We start from the raw sequence: 21,473 nt of genomic DNA, 5'->3' as shown, positions 1-21,473 counted from the left end.
CATGCCGGGCGGGCCCTCACACTCAGTCAGAGTACCTTGCGATACCCGTCGTCGTCGCTCTCGGCATCGAGGTGCGACACGTCGGCCCACTGCACGACCTGTGCGCGGCCGTCCACGTAATCGACGACGTTGATGCTGGTGTTGAGCAACTGATAGTTGCGCGGCGCGGACAGATCGAGTCCGTTCGCGAAGCGATACACGCAATCGAGCACGCCGCCGTGCGCGACGCACGCGATCCGGCCGCCCGGATGCGCGGCGACGATCGGCTCGAGCGCATGCAGCACGCGGTGATAGAACGCGCGCTGCGACTCGCCGCCTTCCGGCGCGAAGCCCGGATCGCGCGTCTGCCAGGCCGCGTACGCGTCCGGAAACAGCGCCTCGATTTCGGTGCTGTCGTGCCCCTGGAACGCGCCGTATGAGCGCTCGCGCAACCCTTCGCGCAGCAGCAGCGGCAACCCGAGCGCGTCGGCAAAGGGCAAAGCGGTCTGCTGCGCGCGCATCAGGTCGCTCGAATAAACCGCGTCGAGGCGCGCACCGTCACGCGTTTCGCGTGCGAGCCGCGCGGCCAGCCGTTGCGCCTGCGCGAGCCCCGAGTCGGCCAACGGGATGTCGATATGGCCCTGGATGCGCTTGATGCGGTTCCAGGCCGTCTCGCCATGGCGAATGAAAAGAATCTGCGTGGTCGCCATCGCGGGGCGTCTCCGGGAAAGAATCAGGGCCGCACTTGCAGCCAGAACGTCACGGGACCGTCGTTGACGAGCGACACCTGCATGTCGGCGCCGAACTCGCCCGTCTCGACGACCGGATGGCGTGCACGCGCGGCCGCGACGAAGTAGTCGAACAGCCGCGCGCCTTCGTCGGGCGGCGCGGCCGGCGTGAAGCTCGGACGCAGCCCGCTGTTGGTATCGGCCGCCAGCGTGAACTGCGACACGAGCAGCAGGCCGCCCGCGCGGCCCTCGCCGTCGATGTTCGACACGGGAAGGTTCATCTTGCCGGCCGCATCGCTGAACACGCGGTAGCCGAGCATCTTCGCCAGCAGCTTGTCGGCCGCCGCGTCGGTGTCGCCGCGCTCCGCGCAGACGAGCGCGAGCAGGCCCGCGCCGATCTCGCCCGTCGTGCGCTCGCCGACGCGCACGTCGGCGCGCTTCACGCGCTGGATCAGCGCGATCATGCGGTCAGCGTGACGCGCGCGAAGCGGCGCTTGCCGACCTGCACGACGAACTCGCCGGCCTCGACCTTCAGGCCCTTGTCCGACACGATCGCGCCGTCGATCTTCACGCCGCCCTGCTCGATGTTGCGCAGTGCCTCGCTCGTCGACGGCACCAGGCCGGCCTGCTTCAGCAACTGGCCGATCGCCAGCGGTGCGCCGGCGAGCGTGACCGACGGAATGTCGTCCGGCACACCGCCCTTCGCGCGGTGGTTGAAGTCCTCGAGCGCACGCTCGGCGTCGGGCTGCGAATGGAACCGCGCGACGATTTCCTGCGCGAGCAGCACCTTGAAATCGCGCGGGTTGCGGCCGCCTTCGGCCTCGCGCTTGAAGCCGGCGATCTCGTCCAGGCTGCGGAACGACAGCAGTTCGAAGTAACGCCACATCAGCGTGTCCGAAATGCTCATCAGCTTGCCGAACATGTCGGTCGGCTTCTCGCTGATGCCGACATAGTTGCCCTTCGACTTCGACATCTTCTCGACGCCGTCGAGGCCTTCGAGCAGCGGCATCGTCAAGATGCACTGCTGTTCCTGGCCGTATTGCTTCTGCAGTTCGCGGCCGACCAGCAGGTTGAACTTCTGGTCGGTGCCGCCGAGTTCGAGATCGGCGTTCAGCGCGACCGAATCGTAGCCCTGCATCAGCGGGTACAGGAATTCGTGGATCGAGATCGGCACGCCGCCCTGGAAGCGCTTCGTGAAATCCTCGCGCTCGAGGATCCGCGCGACCGTGTAGCGCGACGCGAGCTTGATCATCCCGTCCGCGCCGAGCGGCATCGACCATTCGCTGTTGTAGCGGATCTCGGTCTTTTCGCGATCGAGCACGAGCGCGGCCTGCTCGAAGTAGGTCTTCGCGTTCGACTCGATCTGCTCGCGCGTGAGCGGCGGGCGCGTCGCGTTGCGGCCCGACGGATCGCCGATCAGCGACGTGAAATCGCCGATCAGGAAGATCACCGTGTGGCCGAGGTCCTGCAGCTGGCGCATCTTGTTCAGCACGACCGTATGGCCGATGTGGATGTCGGGCGCGGTCGGGTCGAGGCCGAGCTTGATGCGAAGCGGCGTGCCGGTGGCCGCGCTGCGCGCGAGCTTCTGCGCGAACTCTTCCTCGATCAGCAGCTCGTCGACGCCGCGCTTCGTGACGGCGAGCGCATGCCGGACTTCGTCGGTGATCGGGAAAACAGGCTTGGAACTGGGTTCGGTGCTCATCGGTGCCAGGAAGAATGTCGCAAAAACAGGGATTTTCCCATAACTTGCGCGCGCATCGCTTAACGACGCGTCACGTTACGCGGATAATCGGGCGCAAGACGCGCGGCACCGGCCCGCGCCGCATGATCGAGGAGAACCCAACGTGCCGCAACGACCTCCGCAAAACGCCCATCCGGCCGACGGCATCTACTTCGGGCTGATGTCGGGAACCAGCATGGACGGCGTCGACGGTGTCGCCGTGCGTTTCGAGACCGGCAAGGCGCCGGTCGTACTCGCGGAAGCGTTCGTCGGATTCGCGCAATCGCTGCGCGACGCGCTGTTCGCGCTGCAACAGCCCGGCGACAACGAGATCGACCGCGAATCGCTCGCGGCCAACGCACTCGTCACGCGCTACGCGGTGTGCTGCCACGAACTGCAGCGCACGGCCGGGCTGTCGCGCGACCAGATCCGCGCGATCGGCGTGCACGGCCAGACGGTGCGACATCGCCCCGAGCGCGGCTATACGCGGCAGCTCAACAATCCGGCGCTGCTCGCCGAGTTGACCCATGTCGACGTGATCGCCGATTTCCGCAGCCGCGACGTCGCCGCGGGCGGCCACGGCGCACCGCTCGCGCCGGCGTTCCATGCAACGGTGTTCGGCGCGCCGGGCGAGACGCGCGTTGTCTGCAATCTCGGCGGGATCAGCAACATCACGATCCTGCCCGGCGAAGGCGGCGACGTGCGCGGCTTCGACTGCGGCCCCGCGAATGCGCTGATCGATGAATGGGCGACCCGCCATCTCGGCAAGCCGTACGACGACGGCGGCAAGTTCGCCGCACGCGGCACCGCGCACACGCCGCTGCTCGACGCGCTGCTCGACGAGCCGTATTTCGCCGCGCCGCCGCCGAAAAGCACCGGACGCGACCTGTTCAACCCCGCGTGGCTCGACGCGAAGCTCGCCGCGTTCGCACAGGTCGCGCCGGAGGACGTGCAGGCGACCCTCACGGCGCTCACCGCCGTGTCGGTCGCACGCGAGATCGCGCAGCACGCCGCCAGCTGCAAGGCTGTCTTCGTGTGCGGCGGCGGCGCGCGCAACCCGGTGCTGCTCGACGCGCTCAGGCAAGCGCTGCGCGAGGCCGGCGTGCCGGCCACGGTCGATACGACGGCCGCGCTCGGCGTGCCGCCTCAACAGGTCGAGGCGCTCGCGTTCGCGTGGCTCGCATACCGCTTCACCGCGCGCCAGCCCGGCAATCTCGCGACGGTCACCGGTGCGGCCGGCGACCGCGTGCTCGGCGCGCTCTATCCGCGCTGATTCGAATCCAGCCGCGCTGTGCTCGCCGCGTATGGGCGCAAAAAAACGGGGCATGAAGCCCCGTTTTTCATTCCGGCGAACCGGAAGGAATCTGCCGTGCGCTCAGACCGAGAACGACGAACCGCACCCGCAGGTGGTGCTCGCGTTCGGGTTCTTGATCACGAACTGGGCGCCGTTGAGGTCGTCCTTGTAGTCGATCTCGGCGCCAACCAGGTACTGGTAGCTCATCGAGTCGATCAGGAGCTGGACGCCGTTCTTGTTCATCACGGTGTCGTCCTCGTTGACTTCCTCGTCGAACGTGAAGCCATACTGGAAGCCGGAGCAGCCGCCACCCTGCACGAACACGCGCAGCTTCAGGTCGGGATTGCCCTCTTCGTCGATCAGTTGCTTGACCTTGTCGGCCGCGGCGTCGGTGAAGACGAACGGAACCGGCATTTCGGCCGTCGTTGCTGCGGATTCGGTAACAGCGTTCATTGCGAACTCTCCAAAAAGCTTTAGCCGCTATTGTAGGGCCGATCAGAAGATCGTGCTGAAGTCCATGAAATCAATAGGTTCTTGTCGATTTCATCAAACGTACCCATGCGAACCGCCGCTGCACGGGCTGCAAGCGGGCATAAAAAAACCGCCAGCGTGAAAGCTGGCGGTTTTTCCGGCGGACGCCGCCCGAAAGCGGCGAGGCCATGAAGCGGAATTAACGCTTCGAGAACTGCTTGGCGCGGCGTGCCTTGCGCAGACCGACCTTCTTACGCTCGACTTCACGCGCATCGCGCGTCACGAAGCCTGCGCTCGACAGCGACGGCTTGAGCGTCGCATCGTAGTCGATCAGTGCACGGGTGATGCCGTGGCGCACTGCGCCTGCCTGACCCGTTTCACCGCCACCATTCACGTTCACCTTGATGTCGAACGTCTGGCCGTGGTTCGTGAGTTCCAGCGGTTGACGCACGATCATCAGCGACGTTTCGCGCGAGAAGTAGTCGGCGATGGGCTTGCCGTTGACGACGATGTCGCCCTTGCCAGCCTTGATGAAGACACGAGCGACTGCGCTCTTGCGGCGGCCCGTACCGTAGTTCCAGTTACCGATCATGTGGGTCCCCTTAGATCTCGAGCGCCTTCGGCTGTTGAGCCGAGTGCGGATGCGTCGCTTCTGCGTAGACCTTCAGCTTCTTGATCATCGCGTAGCCGAGCGGGCCCTTCGGCAGCATGCCCTTGACCGCTTTCTCGAGCGCACGGCCCGGGAAGCGTTCTTGCATCTTGCCGAACGTCGTTTCATAGATGCCGCCCGGGTAGCCCGAGTGACGGTAGTACTTCTTGTCCAGAGTCTTGTTGCCCGTGACCTTCAACTTGCTGGCGTTGATGATGATGATGAAATCACCAGTGTCGACGTGCGGGGTGAACTCAGGCTTGTGCTTGCCGCGCAGACGGCGTGCCACTTCGCTGGCAACACGGCCGAGAACCTTATCCGTCGCGTCAATCACGTACCATTCGCGCGTCACCTCATGGGCTTTTGCGGAAAACGTCTTCATGATCGATCCAAAAAAAATGCTTTGCCCGATGTGTTCTTCCTGCTTGTCTGTGTGCGCTTCGAGGCGCGGTGCAGGCTCTCCCTGTTCTTTTTCCGTGGGCATGAATGCGGAAAAGCCCTGAATTATAAAGGAAATACGGCGACGCGGTCAAAGGGAATCCACGTCCCGTGTCCGCGGCGCCCGAAATGGGCCAAAATCCGTTCGTGCCCCGACAAGCCAGGCGATCCGAGCGCCCGGGGAGGCACCCATCGACGCGCGGCACCTGACCTCGCCGCGCCAGACCGGCCGAACACGGAAAACAACAAGCAAGCATGATGAAACAACGACTTACGCCCTTCTTCGCGGCCACGCTGGTGGCCGCCGCGGCGCCTGCCGTCGCCGCCCACGCCAGTTGCGAAGCCAAGCTCGACGCGCTCGATGCGCGCATTGCCGAAGCCCGGACCGCCCATGCCGAGGATCGCGTCGCCCGCCTGCGCGCGGTGCGCGAACGCGTACGCCACTTCTGCGCACGCGGCCACGCGCCGGCGCCTGATTCACGCTCGCGCGGCACCGCGCCCGACGCGACGTCGCAGCCGGCCGCGCGGCAGCCCGCCTGACGATGCCGGGGCGCGCAAACCGCGCGACGATGTTTGCATGGGACGAAAAAAAGCCCGAACGGCTGGTTCGGGCTTAATCCACCTAAGGAGGAGGGTGGAGGAGACATGCGGAGGTTGCCGCAGCGCGACAACCAATGAGGCTCATTATACGAACGCGCCGCCGACTTCACAAGAAAATTTGCATTACGAAATCAAACACCATGATGTGAAATTTATAACAAGGCGTCTCGAAAAAGCATTTCTTCTTTGAAATCAGTGGCATAAGACCCGATAACACCATCGCGAATCCGCCCCGCCTAGAGTAAAACCCCTAAAAGCAGCAAGGAAATTGTCGTCCGACGCGCTGCCGCGCCGCGCCCGCCCGGGTCCGGCATTTCACGTCGTGCGGTGCATCAGCCGAGCGTTGCGCTGCGGGCTACAATGCCGGATCGAATCCGAATCAGGCAACGCTGGAGTGCAAGCGTGGAATGCAAAGTAAGCTGGATGGGTCAGGACGGCATGGCGTTTTCCGCCGAGACCGGAAGCGGGCACCTCGTCGCGATGGACGGCGCGCCCGAAGGCGGCGGCCACAACCTCGCGCCGCGCCCGATGGAAATGGTGCTGCTCGGCACCGGCGGCTGCACGGCCTATGACGTCGTGCTGATCCTGAAGAAGAGCCGCCAGGAAGTCACCGGCTGCTCGGTCACGCTGAAGGCCGAGCGCGCGAGCGAGGATCCGAAGGTGTTCACGAAGGTGCACTTCCACTTCACCGTCACGGGCCGCAACCTGAGCCCGGCCACGGTCGAGCGCGCGATCAACCTGTCGCACGACAAGTACTGCTCCGCGTCGATCATGATCGCGAAGACGGCCGAACTCACGCACTCGTTCGACATCGTCGCCGCCTGAACCCACGGCGCGTGCGCATGAAAAAAGGGCCGGCGCTCCGCAAGGAGACGCCGGCCCTTTCGCATTCGAACGGCAAAGCAGGCCGATAAGCCGGATTCTGTGCACGCTGCGCGCCGAAGCGCCCAGCGCGTGGCAGCCATTCCTCTAGGCGCGCCATTGCTGACGCGCTCAAGCTTCCTACCCGCAGACGAGACGGGGGCCCCGTCCTGCATCCGAAAATGCGCGCCTGCCTACTTGGAATTGCTCCGGGTGGAGGTTACCGTGCCGGCGAACGTCGCCGTCGCCGCGGTGCGCTCTTACCGCACCGTTTCACCCTTACCTGATCCCGGCTTGCGCCGGGCCATCGGCGGTTTGCTTTCTGTTGCCCTGTTCCGCGTGTCGCCACGGATGGCCGTTAGCCATCACCCTGCCCTGTGGAGTCCGGACTTTCCTCGCCCCCGCGCGCCCGAAGGCGGCGAGGCCGCGACTGCCTGGCCTGCTTTGCGACGCGCATTCTAGCACTGCGCGACGCGGCCGGGCTCAGCGTCATGCGCAAGCCGCGGCGCGGACCAGTCGATCCGCGCGAAATCCGCCGCCCCGCTACCGGCCGTGTGGCCGGTTTCGCGCGGCGGCGCACCGGTCACGCGAGTTTCCAGCCGATCGTCTCGCCGCCGCGCAACGGCACGACCGGCGTATCGCCCGCGAAGATCTCGCGCGGCAGCTCCCACGCCTCGCGGCGCAGCGTCACGGTCTCGGCGCTGCGCGGCAGCCCGTAGAAATCGGCGCCGAAGAAGCTCGCGAAACCTTCCAGCTTGTCGAGCGCGCCGGCGTGGTCGAACGCTTCCGCATACAGCTCGAGCGCGTGCAGCGCCGTGTAGCAGCCCGCGCAGCCGCACGCGGTTTCCTTCGCGTCGCGCGCATGCGGCGCGCTGTCGGTGCCGAGGAAGAAGCGCGGGTTGCCCGACGTCGCGGCTTCGACCAGCGCGACGCGATGCGTCTCGCGCTTCAGCACGGGCAGGCAGTAGTAGTGCGGGCGAATCCCGCCGACGAACAGCGCGTTGCGGTTGTACAGCAGGTGATGCGCGGTGATCGTCGCGCCGAGCAGGCCGGGCGCGGCGTCGGCATCGCGCACGTAGTCGGCCGCGTCCTTCGTGGTGATGTGCTCGAACACGACCTTCAGGCCCGGGAAATCGCGGCGCAGCGGCGTCATCACGCGGTCGATGAAGACCTTCTCGCGGTCGAACAGGTCGATCGACGCATCGGTCACCTCGCCATGCACGAGCAGCGGCATGCCGGTTTCCTGCATCGCCTCGAGCGTCTTCGCGCATTTCGCGAGATCGGTGACGCCGTGGTCGGAATTCGTCGTCGCGCCGGCCGGGTACAGCTTCACGCCGTGCACGAAGCCACTTTCGCGCGCGCGGCGGATCTCGTCGGGCGGCGTGTTGTCGGTCAGGTACAGCGTCATCAGCGGTTCGAACGTCATCCCGGCCGGCAGCGCGGCCAGGATGCGCTCGCGATAGGCCTGCGCCTGCGCGGTGGTCGTCACCGGTGGTTTCAGGTTCGGCATGACGATCGCGCGGCCGAACTGGCGCGCGGTGTGCGGCAGCACGGCGGCCAGCATGTCGCCGTCCCGCAGGTGCAGGTGCCAGTCGTCGGGACGGGCGAGCGAGAGCGTCGCCGGGGAGGAAGCGTTCGAGGCAGTCATAGGAGGCATCGTGAGGAACGTGCCGGCCATCGGCGGGGCCGGAACCCGCGTGCGCGGGCCGACTGACGGCAAACCGCAACACGAGGCCTTCGGCCGGCGGAATCCGCTTTTTACCGCTGAGGGCTCGGTGATATGCTAGAAGCCGCATTGTACCGGGGTTCGCCCGGTTCGTTACCCCCCGCCTCTGCCTGCCGCCCCAAGTAAAATGTGCCAACTCTTAGGAATGAACTGCGCCGCGCCGACGGACGTCACATTCTCCTTCACAGGTTTCGCGGCCCGGGGCGGGCTCACCGATCACCATGCCGACGGCTGGGGCATCGCGTTCTTCGAGGACAAGGCCTGCCGCCTGTTCATCGATCACCAGGCGTCGGCCACCTCGCCGATCGCCGAAATGGTGAAGCGCTACCCGATCAAGTCCAAGAACACGATCGCGCACATCCGCAAGGCGACGCAAGGGCACATCCTGCTCGAGAACAGCCACCCGTTCATGCGCGAGCTGTGGGGCCGGCACTGGATCTTTGCGCATAACGGCGACCTGCAGGACTACGCACCGGACATGGACAGCAGCGTCTACCATCCAGTCGGCACGACCGACAGCGAACAGGCGTTCTGCGTGCTGATGCAGGGGCTGCGCGAGGCATTTCCCGGCGCGCAGCCGCCGCTGCCCGAGCTGTTCGAGCGCGTCGGCGAGCTGACGCGCGGCATCACCGATCACGGCGTGTTCAACTTCCTGATGTCGAACGGCCAGGCGCTCTTCGCGCACTGCTCGACTCGGCTGCACTACCTCGTGCGGCGCTGGCCGTTCTCGACCGCGCATCTGGTCGACGAAGACCTGTCGATCGACTTCGCGAAATACACGACGCCCGAGGATCGCGTCGCGGTGATCGCGACGCAGCCGCTCACCGACAACGAAGTCTGGACCGCGTTCGAGCCGGGCGAGCTGATCATGTTCCAGTGCGGCGACGTCGCCGCGCGGATGCAGATCCCGGTGCCCGAGCGCGTGCTCGAGAAGCTGCGCAATCCGGCGCTCGACGCGTCGGCATCGGCGCCGCGCGACGCGCGCGAGGCGCTCGCAACCGCCGCCGACGTCGATTCCGACGACGCGATCGACTTCTGAGCACGGCGCGGCGGCGCCCTTCCCTCTTCGCCACGACACGACACCGCAAGACAATCGCCCGCAACGCCCGGTTGCGGCGTTCGGTTGCGTTCGGTTGCGTGCGCACGCGATGCGGCGACCTTCGCGGCCGGAGAAAACGCTCGCCCGGCGCCGAATTCGTTTCATCCGAACCACACTCGGGCATATCGAATCAACACCGCACAACATTCGCTTGATTTAATTAATTTCCGAGCGAAAATAACACAAATACAAAATAAATAAATCAGCGGATTCGCAATACATATAATCCGGAAGCCATATTTTAGCGCACCATCCCGATGCAAACCGTGCGCCACCCCACCGATCCAGCATTCATCGCTTGATGTCTTCAAAATCTCCAAAAGCCTTATCCACAAAGGCTTTCAGTTCGATTCATCACACAATCAAAATATACCGCCAGAAGTCGGCATTATCGCCACATTCATTATTTTTTTGATAATCGAGCGCCCTCTCGATCAGTAGACTCCGCTCATCCTCGGTGTAACGAATCACGATTGGCGCAGAAACGGCCACGGCCGCTGCACGTCCATTCAGGCCATTTCTCCACCGCGGATTGCGATTTCACCGCAGCGCGGTGAATACCACTTCAAAAAAAGAAAGAGAGGCTTGTCGTGAATCACTCATTTCGATCGATATGGAGCGAGGCCGCCGGCTGCTGGGTCGCGGTTGCGGAAACGACACGGGCGCGCGGCAAGCGTTCGGGCAGCGAATCCGGCACAAGCCGCCGTGCCGTACGCGCGGCCGCGCGCCGGTCGCCGTTTCGCGTCGCGGCGCTGAGCGCCGCGCTGGCCGCGCTGTCGGCCGGCTCCGCGTATGCGTCGACGTGCGGCAGCGGCGCGGCGGTCGCGAGCGGCGGCAACTGCGCGCTCGGCAGTTTCAGCCCGACCGTCAACGACAACCTGGCCGGCGCCACGACCGTGTCGGGCGGCGACCGGGTCGGCCTGACGGGCGCATGGACCGGCGCGACCGGCGACATGGGCTACACGCTGACGCCGCTCAGCGGCACGTCCGTCGTGTCGGGCAATCCCAACCAGCCGCTGCTGTCGATCGGCGGCAAGACGCAGAGCGTCAGCACGCCCGACGCGATCACCGGCGGCCATGCGTCGGTCGCCACCTACGACTCGACCACGTTTGCCGCGTCGAGCGCGGGTTCGACCAGCGTGCCCGTCTATCACGACGTGAACGGCAACCAGTACGTGAACACGCGGATCGGCACGGTCGACAGCTCCGGCGGCACGCTCGACGTGTCGATCGGCAACCCGGCGAGCTCGCCTGCGGCAGCCGGCAACGCGATCACGATGGCGCCGAAGAACAGCGACCTGTTCGTCGCGGACGGCACGGGCGCCGCGAAAAGCGTCGTCAACTGGAATTCACGCAACCAGATCTGGCTCGGCACCGGCGACTATCTCGCGAGCGGCGGCCCCGTCAGCCATGTCCTGCTCGACGTGCCGGCCTATGCGGGCACCTTCACCGCGTTCGACGGCAGTGCGTGGACCGTCACCGATGCCGCGTCGCTCGCCGCGTACAACAACTTTCTCGTGCGGTCGGTCCAGAGCGGCGCGCTCGGTTCGCAGGCCGCCTACGACAACGCGTTCAGCCAGGCCGTCACGTTCTCCACGCAATCCTTCGAGTATGCGAACAACGTGTCGCCGGGCGACAAGAATGCGCTGCCGCTGAACTATCTGTCGGTGCTGCACGGCACGGGCGCGAACGCGACGCTGCACATCGGCAAGGATGGCCAGATCGACTTCCGCGGCACCAACACGATCGACTCGAGCTCGGCGGTCCTCGCCGAAAACGGCGCGCACTTCGTCAACGACGGACGCCTGTCGGGCGATTTCACGCTCGTGCGCCTGCTGACCGGCGCGAGCGGCGTCAACAACGGCGTGATCTCGTCCGGTTACGCCGCCGGCGACAACTTCAATACGGGCGGCACCGCGCTGCCCGACAACTTCAGCCTCAACGCGTACACGGAGGGCAACGGCGTCTACGCGAACGGCGCCGGCACGACGTTCGTCAACCACGGCGTGATGAACGTCGGCGCGTGGACATTCAACAGCACGCGCCCGGACCTGCAGAACTACGCGGTGGCCGCGACGGGCGGCGCGAGCACATCGAACGCCGGCACGATCAACGTCGGCGTCAACGCGACGACGCTCGACAGCCAGGTGATCGGCGGCCTCGTCGACGGCGGCAGCTTCACGAACGAAGCCGGCGGCACGATCTACCTCGGCCGCGCGGCCCAGTACGACGCCGCGTCGCCGGAGGCCGCGAACGACGTCGCGCTGTCCGCGCACGCGTACGGCATCCTGCTCGGCGCATCCGGCACCGCGAGCAACCTCGGCACGATCGTGATCGGCTCGCAGACGCAGAACGGCGCCGCGCTGGCGAGCATCGGCTCGTCGTCCGGCACGCTGAACAACGCGGGCACGATCGTCGTCAACGGCGCGGCGCCCGGCACGCCGCTCGCCAACGTCGGCATGCTCGCCTCCGACACCGCCGCGACCGTGACCAACACGGGCACCATCACGCTGAACGGCGTGAACGGCATCGGCATCATGGTCGTCGGAACCGGCACGAACGCGACCGCCGCGACCTCGACCGGCACGATCAACGTGGCCGGCGGCCTCGATCCCGCATCGGGCACGCGCAACTACGGCGTGTGGGCCGAAGGGCCGCTCGCGAAGGCGACGCTCGACGGCGCGCTCAACCTGACGGGCACCGGCGCGATCGGCGTGCACGCGCGCTCGGGTGCGACGATCGACGTCGGTGCGAACGCGGTGCCCGCGTTCATGTCGGGCACCAGCCAGATCGGCTTTTACGCGTATGGCGCCGGTTCGAAGATCAACGTCGCCGCGCAGCACCTCAGCGTCGACACCGACGACTCGACGCTGTTCCGCGTCGCGGGCGGCGCGTCCTACACCGGCGCGTCGACGGCCGGCGCGCTGACGACCGACGTCAACGGTCAGCGCGCGCACGGCGTGCTCGCGACCGACGCCGGCACCACGCTGTCGACCGGCAACGCGATCTACAACGTCAACGGCGCGAATAGCATCGCGATCGCGGTCGAAGGCGGCGCGAAGGGCACGATCGACGCGGGTGCGACGATCAACCTGAACGCGGCCGGCGCCATTGCGGGCGTCGTCGACGGCCAGGCGCACGACCTCACCGGCGCGAATGCCGGCGCGCCGGCCGCGACGACGCTGATCAACGACGCCGCCGTCACGTCGTCGACCGCCGGCGTGACGGGCTTCGTCTCGCAAAACCTCGGCACGCTCGAGAACCGCGACACGGTGCTGCTGACGGGCGCCGGCTCGACCGGCGTCGTGGCCGGCACGCTCGGCACGGTGAACAACGCGTCGACGATCCGCGTATCCGACGGCACCGGCGCGCTCGTGCAGGGCGCGTCCGCGACGCTCGCCAACACGGGTTCGATCGAAGCCGACGACGGCATCGCGGGCGTGCGCCTGACGGGCGCCGGCGCGTCGGTCGCACTATCAGGAGCGGGCACCGTCATCGCGAACGGCAGCGCCGACGGCGTGCTGATCGACTCGACCGTATCGGGCGGCGGGCTCGCGGCCAGCGCGACGTCGATCGCGGTCGGCGGATCGGGCAGCGGGATCCGCAACCTCGGCGCGAACACAACGATCGTGTTGTCCGGCACGCAGGTCGCCACCACCGGCAACGGCGCCGATGGCCTCACGTCGACCGGCGCGGGCGCGCGCATCGCGACCGATGCGGCAACGGTCGTCCGCACCGCCGGCGCCAACGCGCGCGGCCTGTTCGTGTCGGGCGCGGCTTCGACGCTCGCGGCCAACGGCACGACCGTCGCGACGACCGGCGCCGGCGCGCATGCGATCGTGATGGACGGCGGTGCGACGGCGCTGCTGTCGGGCGCGACCGTCACCGCGTCGGGCGGCGCGGCCGATGGCGTCGTCGCGCAGAACGGCGGCCGCGTCGCCGATGCGGGGTCGTCGATCGCCAGCGCGGCCGGCAATGGTGCGACCGCGGACAGCGGCGGCGTGCTCGCGTTGACCGGCACGACGCTCAAGGGCGCGACGGCCGGCGTGCTGACGTCGGACACACTGGCGAACGGCGCGACGAGCTCGGTGCTCGTCGACGGCGGTAGCGTGACGTCCGCCGCCGGGCCGGCATTCCTTGCGCGCGGCGGCACGGCCGACATCGCGGTGCGCAACGGCACGGTCGTGACGGCCGGCAACGGTACGCTGCTGAATCTCGTGAACGGCAGCAACGTGACGTTCAACGCGTCGGCGGTGAACCTCGCCGGCGACATCGTCTCCGACGCATCGAGCACCGGCAACGTGTTCCTCGCGAACGGCACGACGCTGACGGGCAAGATCGATCCGGTCGCGCTGACGATCGACGGCACGAGCACATGGCGCATGACCGGCAGCTCGGTGCTGAGCAGCCTGAACAACGCGGGCCTGGTCGCGTTCGCCGCGCCGGTCGGCTCGCCGACGCTCACGGGCAGCTACAAGACGCTGACGACCGGCAGCTACGTCGGCAACGGCGGCACGATCGCGCTCAACACGTATCTCGGCACCGATGCGTCGCCGACCGACCAGCTGATCGTGAACGGCGGCGCCGCGAGCGGCACGACCGGCCTGAAGATCGCCAATACGGCCGGCACTGGCGCACAGACCAGGGGCGACGGGATTCCCGTGGTCGTCGCCACGAACGGCGGCACGACCACGGCGTCGGCATTCCAGCTGGCGGGCCCCGTGCAGGCCGGCGCCTACGAGTACCGGCTCTACCGCGGCGGCCAGAGCGGCACGAACAACTGGTACCTGCGTTCGCAACTCGACTCGACGGACCCGGGCGACCCGATCGATCCGGCCACCACGAACGGCGGCGGCGGCAACGGGAATGGCAACGGCGGCACGCTCGCGTATCGCCCGGGCGTCGCCGGCTACGCGTTGACGCCGCTGCTGAACGCCGACTACGGCTTCTCGACGCTCGGCAAGCTGCACGAGCGCGTGGGCGACATCTACAACCTCGGGAAGCAGCAGCCCGGCAACCGCGACGGCGTGTGGGGGCGCATCGGCGGCGAGAGCCTCGATGCGGACGCGGGCCGCTTCGCGGCCGACGAACGCACGTTCTTCGCGCAGTTCGGCAAGGACTGGACGCTCGACCAGGCGCCGAACGGCGGCGGCAGCACGCATGCGGGCGTGACGGCCAGCATCGGCGTGTCGAACGCGAGCTTCAGCGATATGGCACGCGCCGCGTCGCCGAACCTGTCGACGTCGACGGGCTCGGTCGAGATGCACGCGCAGAGCGTCGGCGGCTACTGGACGCGCTATCTGTCCGACGGCACGTACTTCGACAGCGTCGGTCAGGTCACGCACTACGGCAACCGCTATCGCGACAGCTACGGCAACGAGGCGTCGCAGAACGGCTTCGGCTTCGCGCTGTCGCAAGAGGTCGGCAAGCCGTTCGCGATCGGCAACACGCCGATCGCGGTCGAGCCGCAGGCGCAGTTGATGTATCAGTACCTGAAACTGAACGGGTTCAACGACAACGTGTCGGCCGTGTCGGGCACGACGACCAACGCGCTGCGCGGCCGCGTCGGCGTGCGCATCTTCCGGCCGAACCTTGCCGCGGATTCGGGCGGCGGCGCCGCGACGCCGTACTTCACGGCCGACGTGCTGCACGACTTCCTGTCGCCAGGCCAGACCGTCGTCGGCGGCACGCCGTTCGCGACGCATCTCGGCCGCACGTGGTACGAGCTCGGCGTTGGCGTGACCGCGGGCTTCGGCAAGTCGGGCGAGCTGTACGCGAATGCGAAGATCGCGCGCAACATCGGCGGCGCGTATCGGCGCGGCGTCGTCGGGCAGGTCGGCTACCGGTACAGCTGGTAACGAACGGCGCACGGCCCCGTCCGCCGGCTGCGAGCAACGGCAGCCGGCGAAAAAAAACCGCCCGGCGTTCGGCCGGGCGGTTTCGCATGGGCGCGCACGAAGCGCACGCGATACGCGAACGCTCAGTGCAGGATCTTCGCGAGGAAGTCCTTCGCGCGTTCCGATTTCGGATTCGAGAAGAAATCGTCCTTGCGGTCGTCCTCGACGATCGCGCCCTTGTCCATGAAGATCACGCGATGCGCGACCTTCTTCGCGAAGCCCATCTCGTGCGTGACGACCATCATCGTCATCCCTTCCTGCGCGAGTTCGACCATCACGTCGAGCACTTCGTTGATCATCTCGGGATCGAGCGCGGACGTCGGTTCGTCGAACAGCATCGCGATCGGGTCCATCGACAGCGCGCGCGCGATCGCGACACGCTGCTGCTGGCCGCCCGACAGCTGGCCCGGGAACTTGTGCGCATGCGCCTTCAGGCCGACTCGATCGAGCAACTTCATGCCCTTCTCGTTCGCCTCGTCCTTGCCGCGGCCGAGCACCTTGATCTGCGCGAGCGTCAGGTTCTCGGTGATCGACAGGTGCGGGAACAGCTCGAAATGCTGGAACACCATCCCGACCTTCGAGCGCAGCTTCGACAGGTTCGTCTTCTTGTCGCCGACCGACTGGCCGTTCACCAGGATCTCGCCCTGCTGGAACGGCTCGAGGCCGTTCACGGTCTTGATCAGCGTCGACTTGCCGGAGCCCGACGGGCCGCACACGACGACCACTTCGCCCTTCTTGACCTCGGTCGTGCAGTCGGTGAGGACCTGAAACTGGCCGTACCACTTCGAAACGTTCTTGATGGAAATCATCGTGTGACCTTTTTCTGGAGACTCTTGACGAGAACAGACGCCAACGAGCAAATCACGAAATAACATGCGCCGGCGAACAGGACCATCTCGACGGTCGTGCCGTCGCGATCGCCGACGTTGGCGGCCGTGCGGAAGAAGTCCGCGAGACTGATCACGTACACGAGCGACGTATCCTGGAACAGGACGATCGCCTGCGTGAGCAGCAGCGGCACCATTGCGCGGAATGCCTGCGGCAGGATCACGAGGCGCATCGCCTGCGCGTAGTTCATGCCGAGCGCGAACGCGGCGTTCACCTGCCCGCGCGGCACCGACTGAATGCCGGCGCGGATGATCTCGGAATAATACGCGGCTTCGAACAGCGAGAACGCGACCATCGCCGATGCGAGACGGATGTCGATCGTCGGCGACAACCCGAGCACGCCCTGCAGCAGCTGCGGCACGATCAGGAAGAACCACAGCAGCACCATCACGAGCGGGATCGAGCGGAACACCGTCACGTAGCCCTGCGCGAACCACGCGAGCGGCTTGACGCCGGACAGCCGCATCAGCGCCAGCAGCGTGCCCCAGACGATCCCGATCACGATCGCGATCAGCGTGATCTGCAACGTGACGATCGCCCCCGTCCACAGCGTCGGCAGCGCGCCGGGAATACTACTCCAGTCGAACTGATGCATCACTTGCCTCCGATATAGCCGGGCAGCCGCGTACGGGCTTCGATCCAGCGCATGAACGCCATCACGACCAGGTTGATCAGCACGTACGCGAGCGTGACCGCGATGAACGACTCATAGGTCTGCGCGGTGTAGTCGACGAGCTGGCGTGCCTGCGCGGACAGGTCGAGCAGGCCGATCGTCGACGCGACGGCGGAGTTCTTGAAGATATTCAGGAATTCCGACGTGAGCGGCGGCACGATGATCCGGTACGCAACGGGCAGCAGCACGTAGCGGTACGTCTGCCATTGCGTGAAGCCCATCGCGAGGCCGGCGGCGCGCTGGCCCTTCGGCAGCGCGTTGATCCCCGAGCGCACCTGTTCGCACACGCGCGCGCCCGTGAACAGGCCGAGACAGATGATCGACGCGGTAAAGAACTGCGTGCCGGGCGGCAACTGCTTGATCCAGGTGCCGATCGACGCGGGCAGCAACTCGGGTATCACGAGATACCAGACGAAGAACTGCACGATCAGCGGAATGTTCCGGAAGATCGACACGTACAGGGTGCCGAGCGCGGACAGCCATTTGTTCGGCACGGTGCGCAGCACGCCGAACAGCGATCCGACGATCAGCGCGATGACCCAGGCGGCGAGCGACACTTCGATCGTCACCCAGAAGCCGGACATCAGCCATCCGAAATAAGTCGTCGGCTCGCCGGTCGACACGGGGCTCAGGAAGATGCCCCAGTTCCAGTGGTAAGACATGGGCAAGACTCCAGCAAAAAGAGACGGAAGAAGCGTGGCTTCTTCCGTCTCATTAGCGTCATTTCTGCATCAACGGCCGTGCGGTCAGTCGAGCGCCTTGTCGTTCGGGTTCGCGTACAGCTTCTTCATCGAATCGGACAGCGGGAAGTTCAGGTTCAGCCCCTTCGGCGGAATCGGGTTCTCGAACCACTTCGCGTAGATCTTCGCGGCGTCGCCCGACTTCTCGACTTGCGAGATCGCGTCGTCGACGACCTTCTTGAAATCGGTATCGCCCTTGCGCATCATGCAGCCGTACGCTTCTTCCGATTGCGGCGTGCCGACGATCACCCACTCGCCCGGCTGCTTCGCCTTCGCACGCTCGCCCGCGAGCAGCGCGTCATCCATCATGAACGCGACCGCGCGGCCCGATTCGAGCGTATTGAACGAATCGCCGTGATCCTTCGCGCTGATGATGTTCATGCCGAGCTGCTTCTCGTTGTTCATCTTGCGCAGCAGGCGCTCGGACGTCGTGCCGGCGGTCGTCACGACCGTCTTGCCCTTCAGGTCCGCGAAATCCTTGACGCCCGAATCCTTCTTCGTCATCAGGCGCGTGCCGATCACGAAGATCGTGTCGGAGAACGCAGCCTGCTGCTGACGTTCGGCGTTGTTGGTCGTCGAGCCGCACTCGATGTCGACCGTGCCATTCTGCACCAGCGGAATGCGGTTCTGCGACGTGACCGGAATGTTCTTCACCTGCAGGTTCGGCAGGTTCAGCTTCTTCTTCACCGCGTCGACCACCTTCATCTGGAATTCGCGCGAATAACCGACCACCTGCTGGTTCTGGTCGTAGTAGGAGAACGGGATCGACGATTCGCGGTGGCCCAGCGCGATCACGCCCGTGTCCTTGATCTTCTTCAGCGTGCCCGTCTCCTGAGCATGCGCGCCGCTTGCGAATGCGCAAAGCGCCGCGATCATCAGGACAGCCTTTTGGTATTTCATTTTGGTCATCTCCTTGGCTAAAACCCGCGCCAGTGTATCAAAGTAATATTTTTGAAAGTACTGGTTGTTTACCGCACTACGAATCGCCCCGTGCGAAGCCTTCCTCCCGGCTCCGGGCACCCCGAATGCGCGCGCGGGCGGTGCCGGATCCGGCACCGCCCGCGAGGGTTCATATCCGCAATCGGGTGGATTGCGTCATGAATCGATCGAAGTCGACGATCAGGGGTAGAGGCCGCGCATTTCGCGCGCCATCAGGATGCGCTTGCACGCAACGATGAACGCCGCCGTGCGCACCGACACCTTGTGCTCTTCCGCGACCGCCCACACGCCGGCGAACGCATCGCGCATCACGCGCTCGAGACGGTGGTTGATCTCGTCTTCCGTCCAGAAGAAGCTCGAGAAATCCTGCACCCACTCGAAGTACGACACGGTCACGCCACCCGCGTTCGCGATCACGTCGGGGATCACGAGCACGCCGTTCGCGCTCAGGATGTCGTCCGCCGCCGTCGTCGTCGGGCCGTTCGCGCCTTCGACGATGATCTTCGTGCGGATCTTCGCTGCGTTCTTCTCGGTGATCTGGTTTTCCAGTGCCGCCGGGATCAGGATGTCGGTTTCGACCGTCCAGAACTCGTCGTTCGGCATCGGCTCAGCGCCTTCGAAGCCCGCGACACCGCCCGTGCGTGCGACGTGGTCGAGCAGCTTGTTCGAATCGAGGCCGGCCGGCTGGTAGATCGTGCCCGTGTGATCCTGCACCGCGATCACCTTCGAACCCGCTTCCTGGAACAGCTTCGCCGCGATGCCGCCGACGTTGCCGAAGCCCTGCACCGCGATGCGCGCGCCTGCGATTTCGAGGCCCTTCTTCTTCGCCGCTTCCGAACCGACGACGAACACGCCGCGGCCCGTTGCTTCCTTGCGGCCGAGCGAACCGCCGAGCGCGATCGGCTTGCCGGTCACGACGCCGGTCGACGTCTGGCCCTGGTTCATCGAGTAGGTGTCCATCATCCACGCCATCACCTGTTCGTTGGTGTTGACGTCCGGCGCCGGAATGTCGGTGTTCGGGCCGATGATGATGCCGATTTCGCTGGTGTAGCGGCGCGTCACGCGCTCGAGCTCACCACGCGACAGCTTGCGCGGGTCGACGCGGATACCGCCCTTCGCGCCGCCGTACGGCACGTTCACGGCCGCGTTCTTGACCGACATCCATGCGGACAGTGCCATCACTTCCGACAGCGTCACGTCCTGGTGGTAGCGCACGCCGCCCTTGCCCGGGCCGCGCGACACGTTGTGCTGCACGCGATAGCCTTCGAAGTGCGCGACGGTGCCGTTGTCGAGCTCGATGGGGCAGTCGACGATCAGGATGCGCTTCGGACGCTTCAGCGTCTCGAGCCAGCGCGACAGCGAACCGAGGTACGGCGCGACGCGATCGACTTGCTGAAGGTAGTTGCCCCACGGGCCGAGATCGTCGGCGTGCAGGTAGGACGGGATGGACTGCAATTGCGAAGACATGGATGCTCCAACGGTCAACAGGTGCGCACATTGTCGAAAAACCCGTTTTTTTTATCCAATGCCGTTTGCTTATTCGATTATGCGTTTCTTGCATGATCGCGATTTTTCGCAAATCTGCGGTCGATTTGCGCAAGAACGCCCGCGATCGGTCATGCATCGCGTCCGCGAAAAATCGTGTTGTCGGGTGCGGGCCGGCCGCCGGACAGCCGTCCGACAGGCGCCGCAAGGTCGCCGTCAGCCCGCCGCCTTCAAGCGGCCACAATCAGGCGTCGGTATCGCGCAGCTCGTCGCGCACGACGTCCCACAGCGCCCGCACCAGCTTCTGGCGCGGATCGTCGCCCTGCAGCGCGAGCTTGTCGCAGTACAGCCGGATCTCCATCGTCAGCGTGAACGGATGCGCGCCGCCGCGCACCGACCGGTCGAGCCGGATCAGGCGGCCACCGGCAACCGAGTCCTCGACCGCGCTGTGCGGCAGGAACGCGACGCCGTGGCCCGCAAGCGCCATCGCCTTCAGCCCTTCGGCCATGTCGGTTTCATAAACGCGATCGAGGAACAGCCGGGTCGGCGCGTTCGCGACGATGACTTCCGTCATCCGGCCGAGATACGCGTTCGGCGTATACGACAGGTACGGCACACGCGCGTCGGCCGTGCCGGGCAGCGTATAGCGCGGCCGGCCGGCGCGGCCGGGCGCCGAGAACGGGCTGATCGGCTCGCTGCCGAGGACCAGCATGTCGTAGCGCGCCGGGTCGAGCGCGACCGGATGGCTCGGGTGGTGGTAGCCCATCACGAGATCGCAGCCGCCCTCGACGAGCGACAGCACCGCGTCGTGCACGTTCAGCGCGCGCAGCCGCGTGTGGACCTGACCCATCTTCGCCTCGATCCGCTGCAGCCAGCGCGGGAAATACGTGAGCGACAGCGTGTGCGGCACCGCGAACTCGATCGTCGGCACCGGCGCGCCGACGTGGCCGCGCAACAGCGTCCGGGCCTCGTGCGCCTGCGACAGCATCGTCAGCGCCTGTTCGTAGAAGATCTGGCCGGCCTGCGTGAGGCGCGTCGGATAGACCGAACGATCGATCAGTTCGGTCGCGAGCCATGCCTCGAGCGCCTGGATGCGCCGCGAGAACGCCGGCTGCGACACGTGCCGCAGTTCGGCGGACCGGCTAAAGCTGCGCGTTTCCGCGAGCGAAACGAAGTCTTCGAGCCATTTCAGTTCCATGCAGGCGGGCGCGGCGGGCGGCGGTCGGGAAGAAGCCTGCATTCTACCGGCGGCCGGGCCCGGCCGGCGGCGCGGCGAGCGGCCCGGC

At 66.2% G+C, this 21,473-nt stretch carries 18 protein-coding genes and 1 other RNA gene; 5 read left to right on the top strand and 14 right to left on the bottom strand.

Translation table 11 applies throughout. The annotated features are described in order from the left end of the window. Positions 1 to 26: 26 nt before the first annotated feature. Genes ACN22W_RS03380 through tyrS form a run of 3 tightly spaced genes read right to left on the bottom strand, consistent with a single transcriptional unit; the run spans position 27 to position 2,409 of the window. Entirely contained in the window at positions 27 to 689 is a 663-nt protein-coding gene (locus ACN22W_RS03380) for a histidine phosphatase family protein (protein WP_193097636.1), read from the bottom strand. A gap of 23 nt (positions 690 to 712) precedes the next feature. Next, a complete protein-coding gene (gene dtd / locus ACN22W_RS03375) occupies positions 713 to 1,171 on the bottom strand; it encodes a D-aminoacyl-tRNA deacylase (RefSeq protein WP_048251602.1) in 459 nt (152 codons plus the stop codon). Beyond that, complete coding sequence (tyrS, locus tag ACN22W_RS03370) at positions 1,168 to 2,409, bottom strand: tyrosine--tRNA ligase (protein WP_129513720.1); 1,242 nt, start codon at positions 2,407 to 2,409, stop codon at positions 1,168 to 1,170. The genes dtd and tyrS overlap by 4 nt, the downstream gene beginning before the upstream one ends. A 142-nt stretch (positions 2,410 to 2,551) precedes the next feature. Between tyrS and ACN22W_RS03365 the strand changes: the two genes are divergently transcribed. Next, positions 2,552 to 3,700, top strand: a complete 1,149-nt coding sequence (locus tag ACN22W_RS03365) for an anhydro-N-acetylmuramic acid kinase (RefSeq protein ID WP_419686228.1) — start codon at positions 2,552 to 2,554, stop codon at positions 3,698 to 3,700. A gap of 102 nt (positions 3,701 to 3,802) precedes the next feature. Here the strand turns inward: ACN22W_RS03365 and erpA are convergent, their stop codons facing one another. From erpA to rplM, 3 genes are all read right to left on the bottom strand, one after another. After that, positions 3,803 to 4,174, bottom strand: coding sequence for an iron-sulfur cluster insertion protein ErpA (gene erpA / locus ACN22W_RS03360; RefSeq protein ID WP_011350956.1), 372 nt, complete (start codon positions 4,172 to 4,174; stop codon positions 3,803 to 3,805). Positions 4,175 to 4,391: 217 nt separating this feature from the next. Next, positions 4,392 to 4,784 carry a 30S ribosomal protein S9 gene (rpsI, locus tag ACN22W_RS03355; protein WP_048251223.1) on the bottom strand — a complete coding sequence of 131 codons (393 nt, stop codon included), beginning with the start codon at positions 4,782 to 4,784 and terminating at the stop codon, positions 4,392 to 4,394. A gap of 10 nt (positions 4,785 to 4,794) precedes the next feature. Next, positions 4,795 to 5,223, bottom strand: coding sequence for a 50S ribosomal protein L13 (rplM, locus tag ACN22W_RS03350; protein ID WP_009687896.1), 429 nt, complete (start codon positions 5,221 to 5,223; stop codon positions 4,795 to 4,797). Positions 5,224 to 5,534: 311 nt separating this feature from the next. Between rplM and ACN22W_RS03345 the strand changes: the two genes are divergently transcribed. Together ACN22W_RS03345 and ACN22W_RS03340 are read left to right on the top strand one after the other, a co-directional pair. Continuing rightward, positions 5,535 to 5,819, top strand: a complete 285-nt coding sequence (locus ACN22W_RS03345) for a hypothetical protein (RefSeq protein WP_419686222.1) — start codon at positions 5,535 to 5,537, stop codon at positions 5,817 to 5,819. Positions 5,820 to 6,239: 420 nt separating this feature from the next. Further along, a complete protein-coding gene (locus ACN22W_RS03340; protein WP_419686221.1) occupies positions 6,240 to 6,704 on the top strand; it encodes an OsmC family protein in 465 nt (154 codons plus the stop codon). Positions 6,705 to 6,774: 70 nt separating this feature from the next. Here the strand turns inward: ACN22W_RS03340 and rnpB are convergent. Then, an RNA gene (gene rnpB, locus ACN22W_RS03335) (RNase P RNA component class A) lies at positions 6,775 to 7,186 on the bottom strand. A 137-nt stretch (positions 7,187 to 7,323) separates the two neighbouring features. Next, positions 7,324 to 8,388, bottom strand: a complete 1,065-nt coding sequence (pyrC, locus tag ACN22W_RS03330) for a dihydroorotase (protein ID WP_027788369.1) — start codon at positions 8,386 to 8,388, stop codon at positions 7,324 to 7,326. Between the two features lie 205 nt (positions 8,389 to 8,593). Between pyrC and ACN22W_RS03325 the strand changes: the two genes are divergently transcribed. After that, positions 8,594 to 9,505, top strand: coding sequence for a class II glutamine amidotransferase (locus ACN22W_RS03325; RefSeq protein ID WP_419686219.1), 912 nt, complete (start codon positions 8,594 to 8,596; stop codon positions 9,503 to 9,505). Positions 9,506 to 10,155: 650 nt separating this feature from the next. Beyond that, a complete protein-coding gene (locus tag ACN22W_RS03320; protein WP_419686217.1) occupies positions 10,156 to 15,423 on the top strand; it encodes an autotransporter outer membrane beta-barrel domain-containing protein in 5,268 nt (1,755 codons plus the stop codon). A gap of 122 nt (positions 15,424 to 15,545) precedes the next feature. On the opposite strand, the gene ACN22W_RS03315 is transcribed toward ACN22W_RS03320, so the two are convergent. The 6 genes from ACN22W_RS03315 to ACN22W_RS03290 all read right to left on the bottom strand — a co-directional run bounded on the left by ACN22W_RS03315 (position 15,546) and on the right by ACN22W_RS03290 (position 21,385). Then, the gene (locus tag ACN22W_RS03315; RefSeq protein ID WP_046544940.1) at positions 15,546 to 16,271 is read right to left on the bottom strand and encodes an amino acid ABC transporter ATP-binding protein; all 726 of its coding nucleotides are present in this window, start codon (positions 16,269 to 16,271) and stop codon (positions 15,546 to 15,548) included. Then, a complete protein-coding gene (gltK, locus tag ACN22W_RS03310) occupies positions 16,268 to 16,945 on the bottom strand; it encodes a glutamate/aspartate ABC transporter permease GltK (protein ID WP_129513714.1) in 678 nt (225 codons plus the stop codon). The genes ACN22W_RS03315 and gltK overlap by 4 nt, the downstream gene beginning before the upstream one ends. Then, positions 16,945 to 17,685, bottom strand: coding sequence for an amino acid ABC transporter permease (locus tag ACN22W_RS03305; RefSeq protein ID WP_129513713.1), 741 nt, complete (start codon positions 17,683 to 17,685; stop codon positions 16,945 to 16,947). Before ACN22W_RS03305 ends, gltK begins: the two co-directional genes overlap by 1 nt. 84 nt (positions 17,686 to 17,769) lie before the next feature. Next, positions 17,770 to 18,663 (bottom strand): glutamate/aspartate ABC transporter substrate-binding protein, encoded by an 894-nt coding sequence (locus ACN22W_RS03300; RefSeq protein WP_164991988.1) that lies wholly within the window; start codon positions 18,661 to 18,663, stop codon positions 17,770 to 17,772. Between the two features lie 219 nt (positions 18,664 to 18,882). After that, on the bottom strand, positions 18,883 to 20,169 hold the full coding sequence (locus ACN22W_RS03295) for a Glu/Leu/Phe/Val family dehydrogenase (RefSeq protein WP_129513711.1): 1,287 nt from the start codon (positions 20,167 to 20,169) through the stop codon (positions 18,883 to 18,885). Between the two features lie 262 nt (positions 20,170 to 20,431). Then, positions 20,432 to 21,385, bottom strand: coding sequence for a LysR substrate-binding domain-containing protein (locus ACN22W_RS03290; protein WP_048251213.1), 954 nt, complete (start codon positions 21,383 to 21,385; stop codon positions 20,432 to 20,434). Between the last annotated feature and the right edge of the window lie 88 nt (positions 21,386 to 21,473).

The organism is Burkholderia theae, assembly GCF_048565265.1.
GTDB classification, from domain to species: domain Bacteria; phylum Pseudomonadota; class Gammaproteobacteria; order Burkholderiales; family Burkholderiaceae; genus Burkholderia; species Burkholderia theae.
Note: the sequence above shows the minus strand (reverse complement) of the source record. Positions and strands in the feature narration are given on the sequence as shown.

Bases quoted from the DNA above. Each gene is read 5' to 3' on its own strand.
- ACN22W_RS03380 (WP_193097636.1), bottom strand. From the start codon at position 689: ATGGCGACCACGCAGATTCTTTTCATTCGCCATGGCGAGACGGCCTGG.
- dtd (WP_048251602.1), bottom strand. From the start codon at position 1,171: ATGATCGCGCTGATCCAGCGCGTGAAGCGCGCCGACGTGCGCGTCGGC.
- tyrS (WP_129513720.1), bottom strand. From the start codon at position 2,409: ATGAGCACCGAACCCAGTTCCAAGCCTGTTTTCCCGATCACCGACGAA.
- erpA (WP_011350956.1), bottom strand. From the start codon at position 4,174: ATGAACGCTGTTACCGAATCCGCAGCAACGACGGCCGAAATGCCGGTT.
- rpsI (WP_048251223.1), bottom strand. From the start codon at position 4,784: ATGATCGGTAACTGGAACTACGGTACGGGCCGCCGCAAGAGCGCAGTC.
- rplM (WP_009687896.1), bottom strand. From the start codon at position 5,223: ATGAAGACGTTTTCCGCAAAAGCCCATGAGGTGACGCGCGAATGGTAC.
- ACN22W_RS03345 (WP_419686222.1), top strand. From the start codon at position 5,535: ATGATGAAACAACGACTTACGCCCTTCTTCGCGGCCACGCTGGTGGCC.
- ACN22W_RS03340 (WP_419686221.1), top strand. From the start codon at position 6,240: ATGCCGGATCGAATCCGAATCAGGCAACGCTGGAGTGCAAGCGTGGAA.
- pyrC (WP_027788369.1), bottom strand. From the start codon at position 8,388: ATGACTGCCTCGAACGCTTCCTCCCCGGCGACGCTCTCGCTCGCCCGT.
- ACN22W_RS03325 (WP_419686219.1), top strand. From the start codon at position 8,594: ATGTGCCAACTCTTAGGAATGAACTGCGCCGCGCCGACGGACGTCACA.
- ACN22W_RS03315 (WP_046544940.1), bottom strand. From the start codon at position 16,271: ATGATTTCCATCAAGAACGTTTCGAAGTGGTACGGCCAGTTTCAGGTC.
- gltK (WP_129513714.1), bottom strand. From the start codon at position 16,945: ATGCATCAGTTCGACTGGAGTAGTATTCCCGGCGCGCTGCCGACGCTG.
- ACN22W_RS03305 (WP_129513713.1), bottom strand. From the start codon at position 17,685: ATGTCTTACCACTGGAACTGGGGCATCTTCCTGAGCCCCGTGTCGACC.
- ACN22W_RS03300 (WP_164991988.1), bottom strand. From the start codon at position 18,663: ATGAAATACCAAAAGGCTGTCCTGATGATCGCGGCGCTTTGCGCATTC.
- ACN22W_RS03295 (WP_129513711.1), bottom strand. From the start codon at position 20,169: ATGTCTTCGCAATTGCAGTCCATCCCGTCCTACCTGCACGCCGACGAT.
- ACN22W_RS03290 (WP_048251213.1), bottom strand. From the start codon at position 21,385: ATGGAACTGAAATGGCTCGAAGACTTCGTTTCGCTCGCGGAAACGCGC.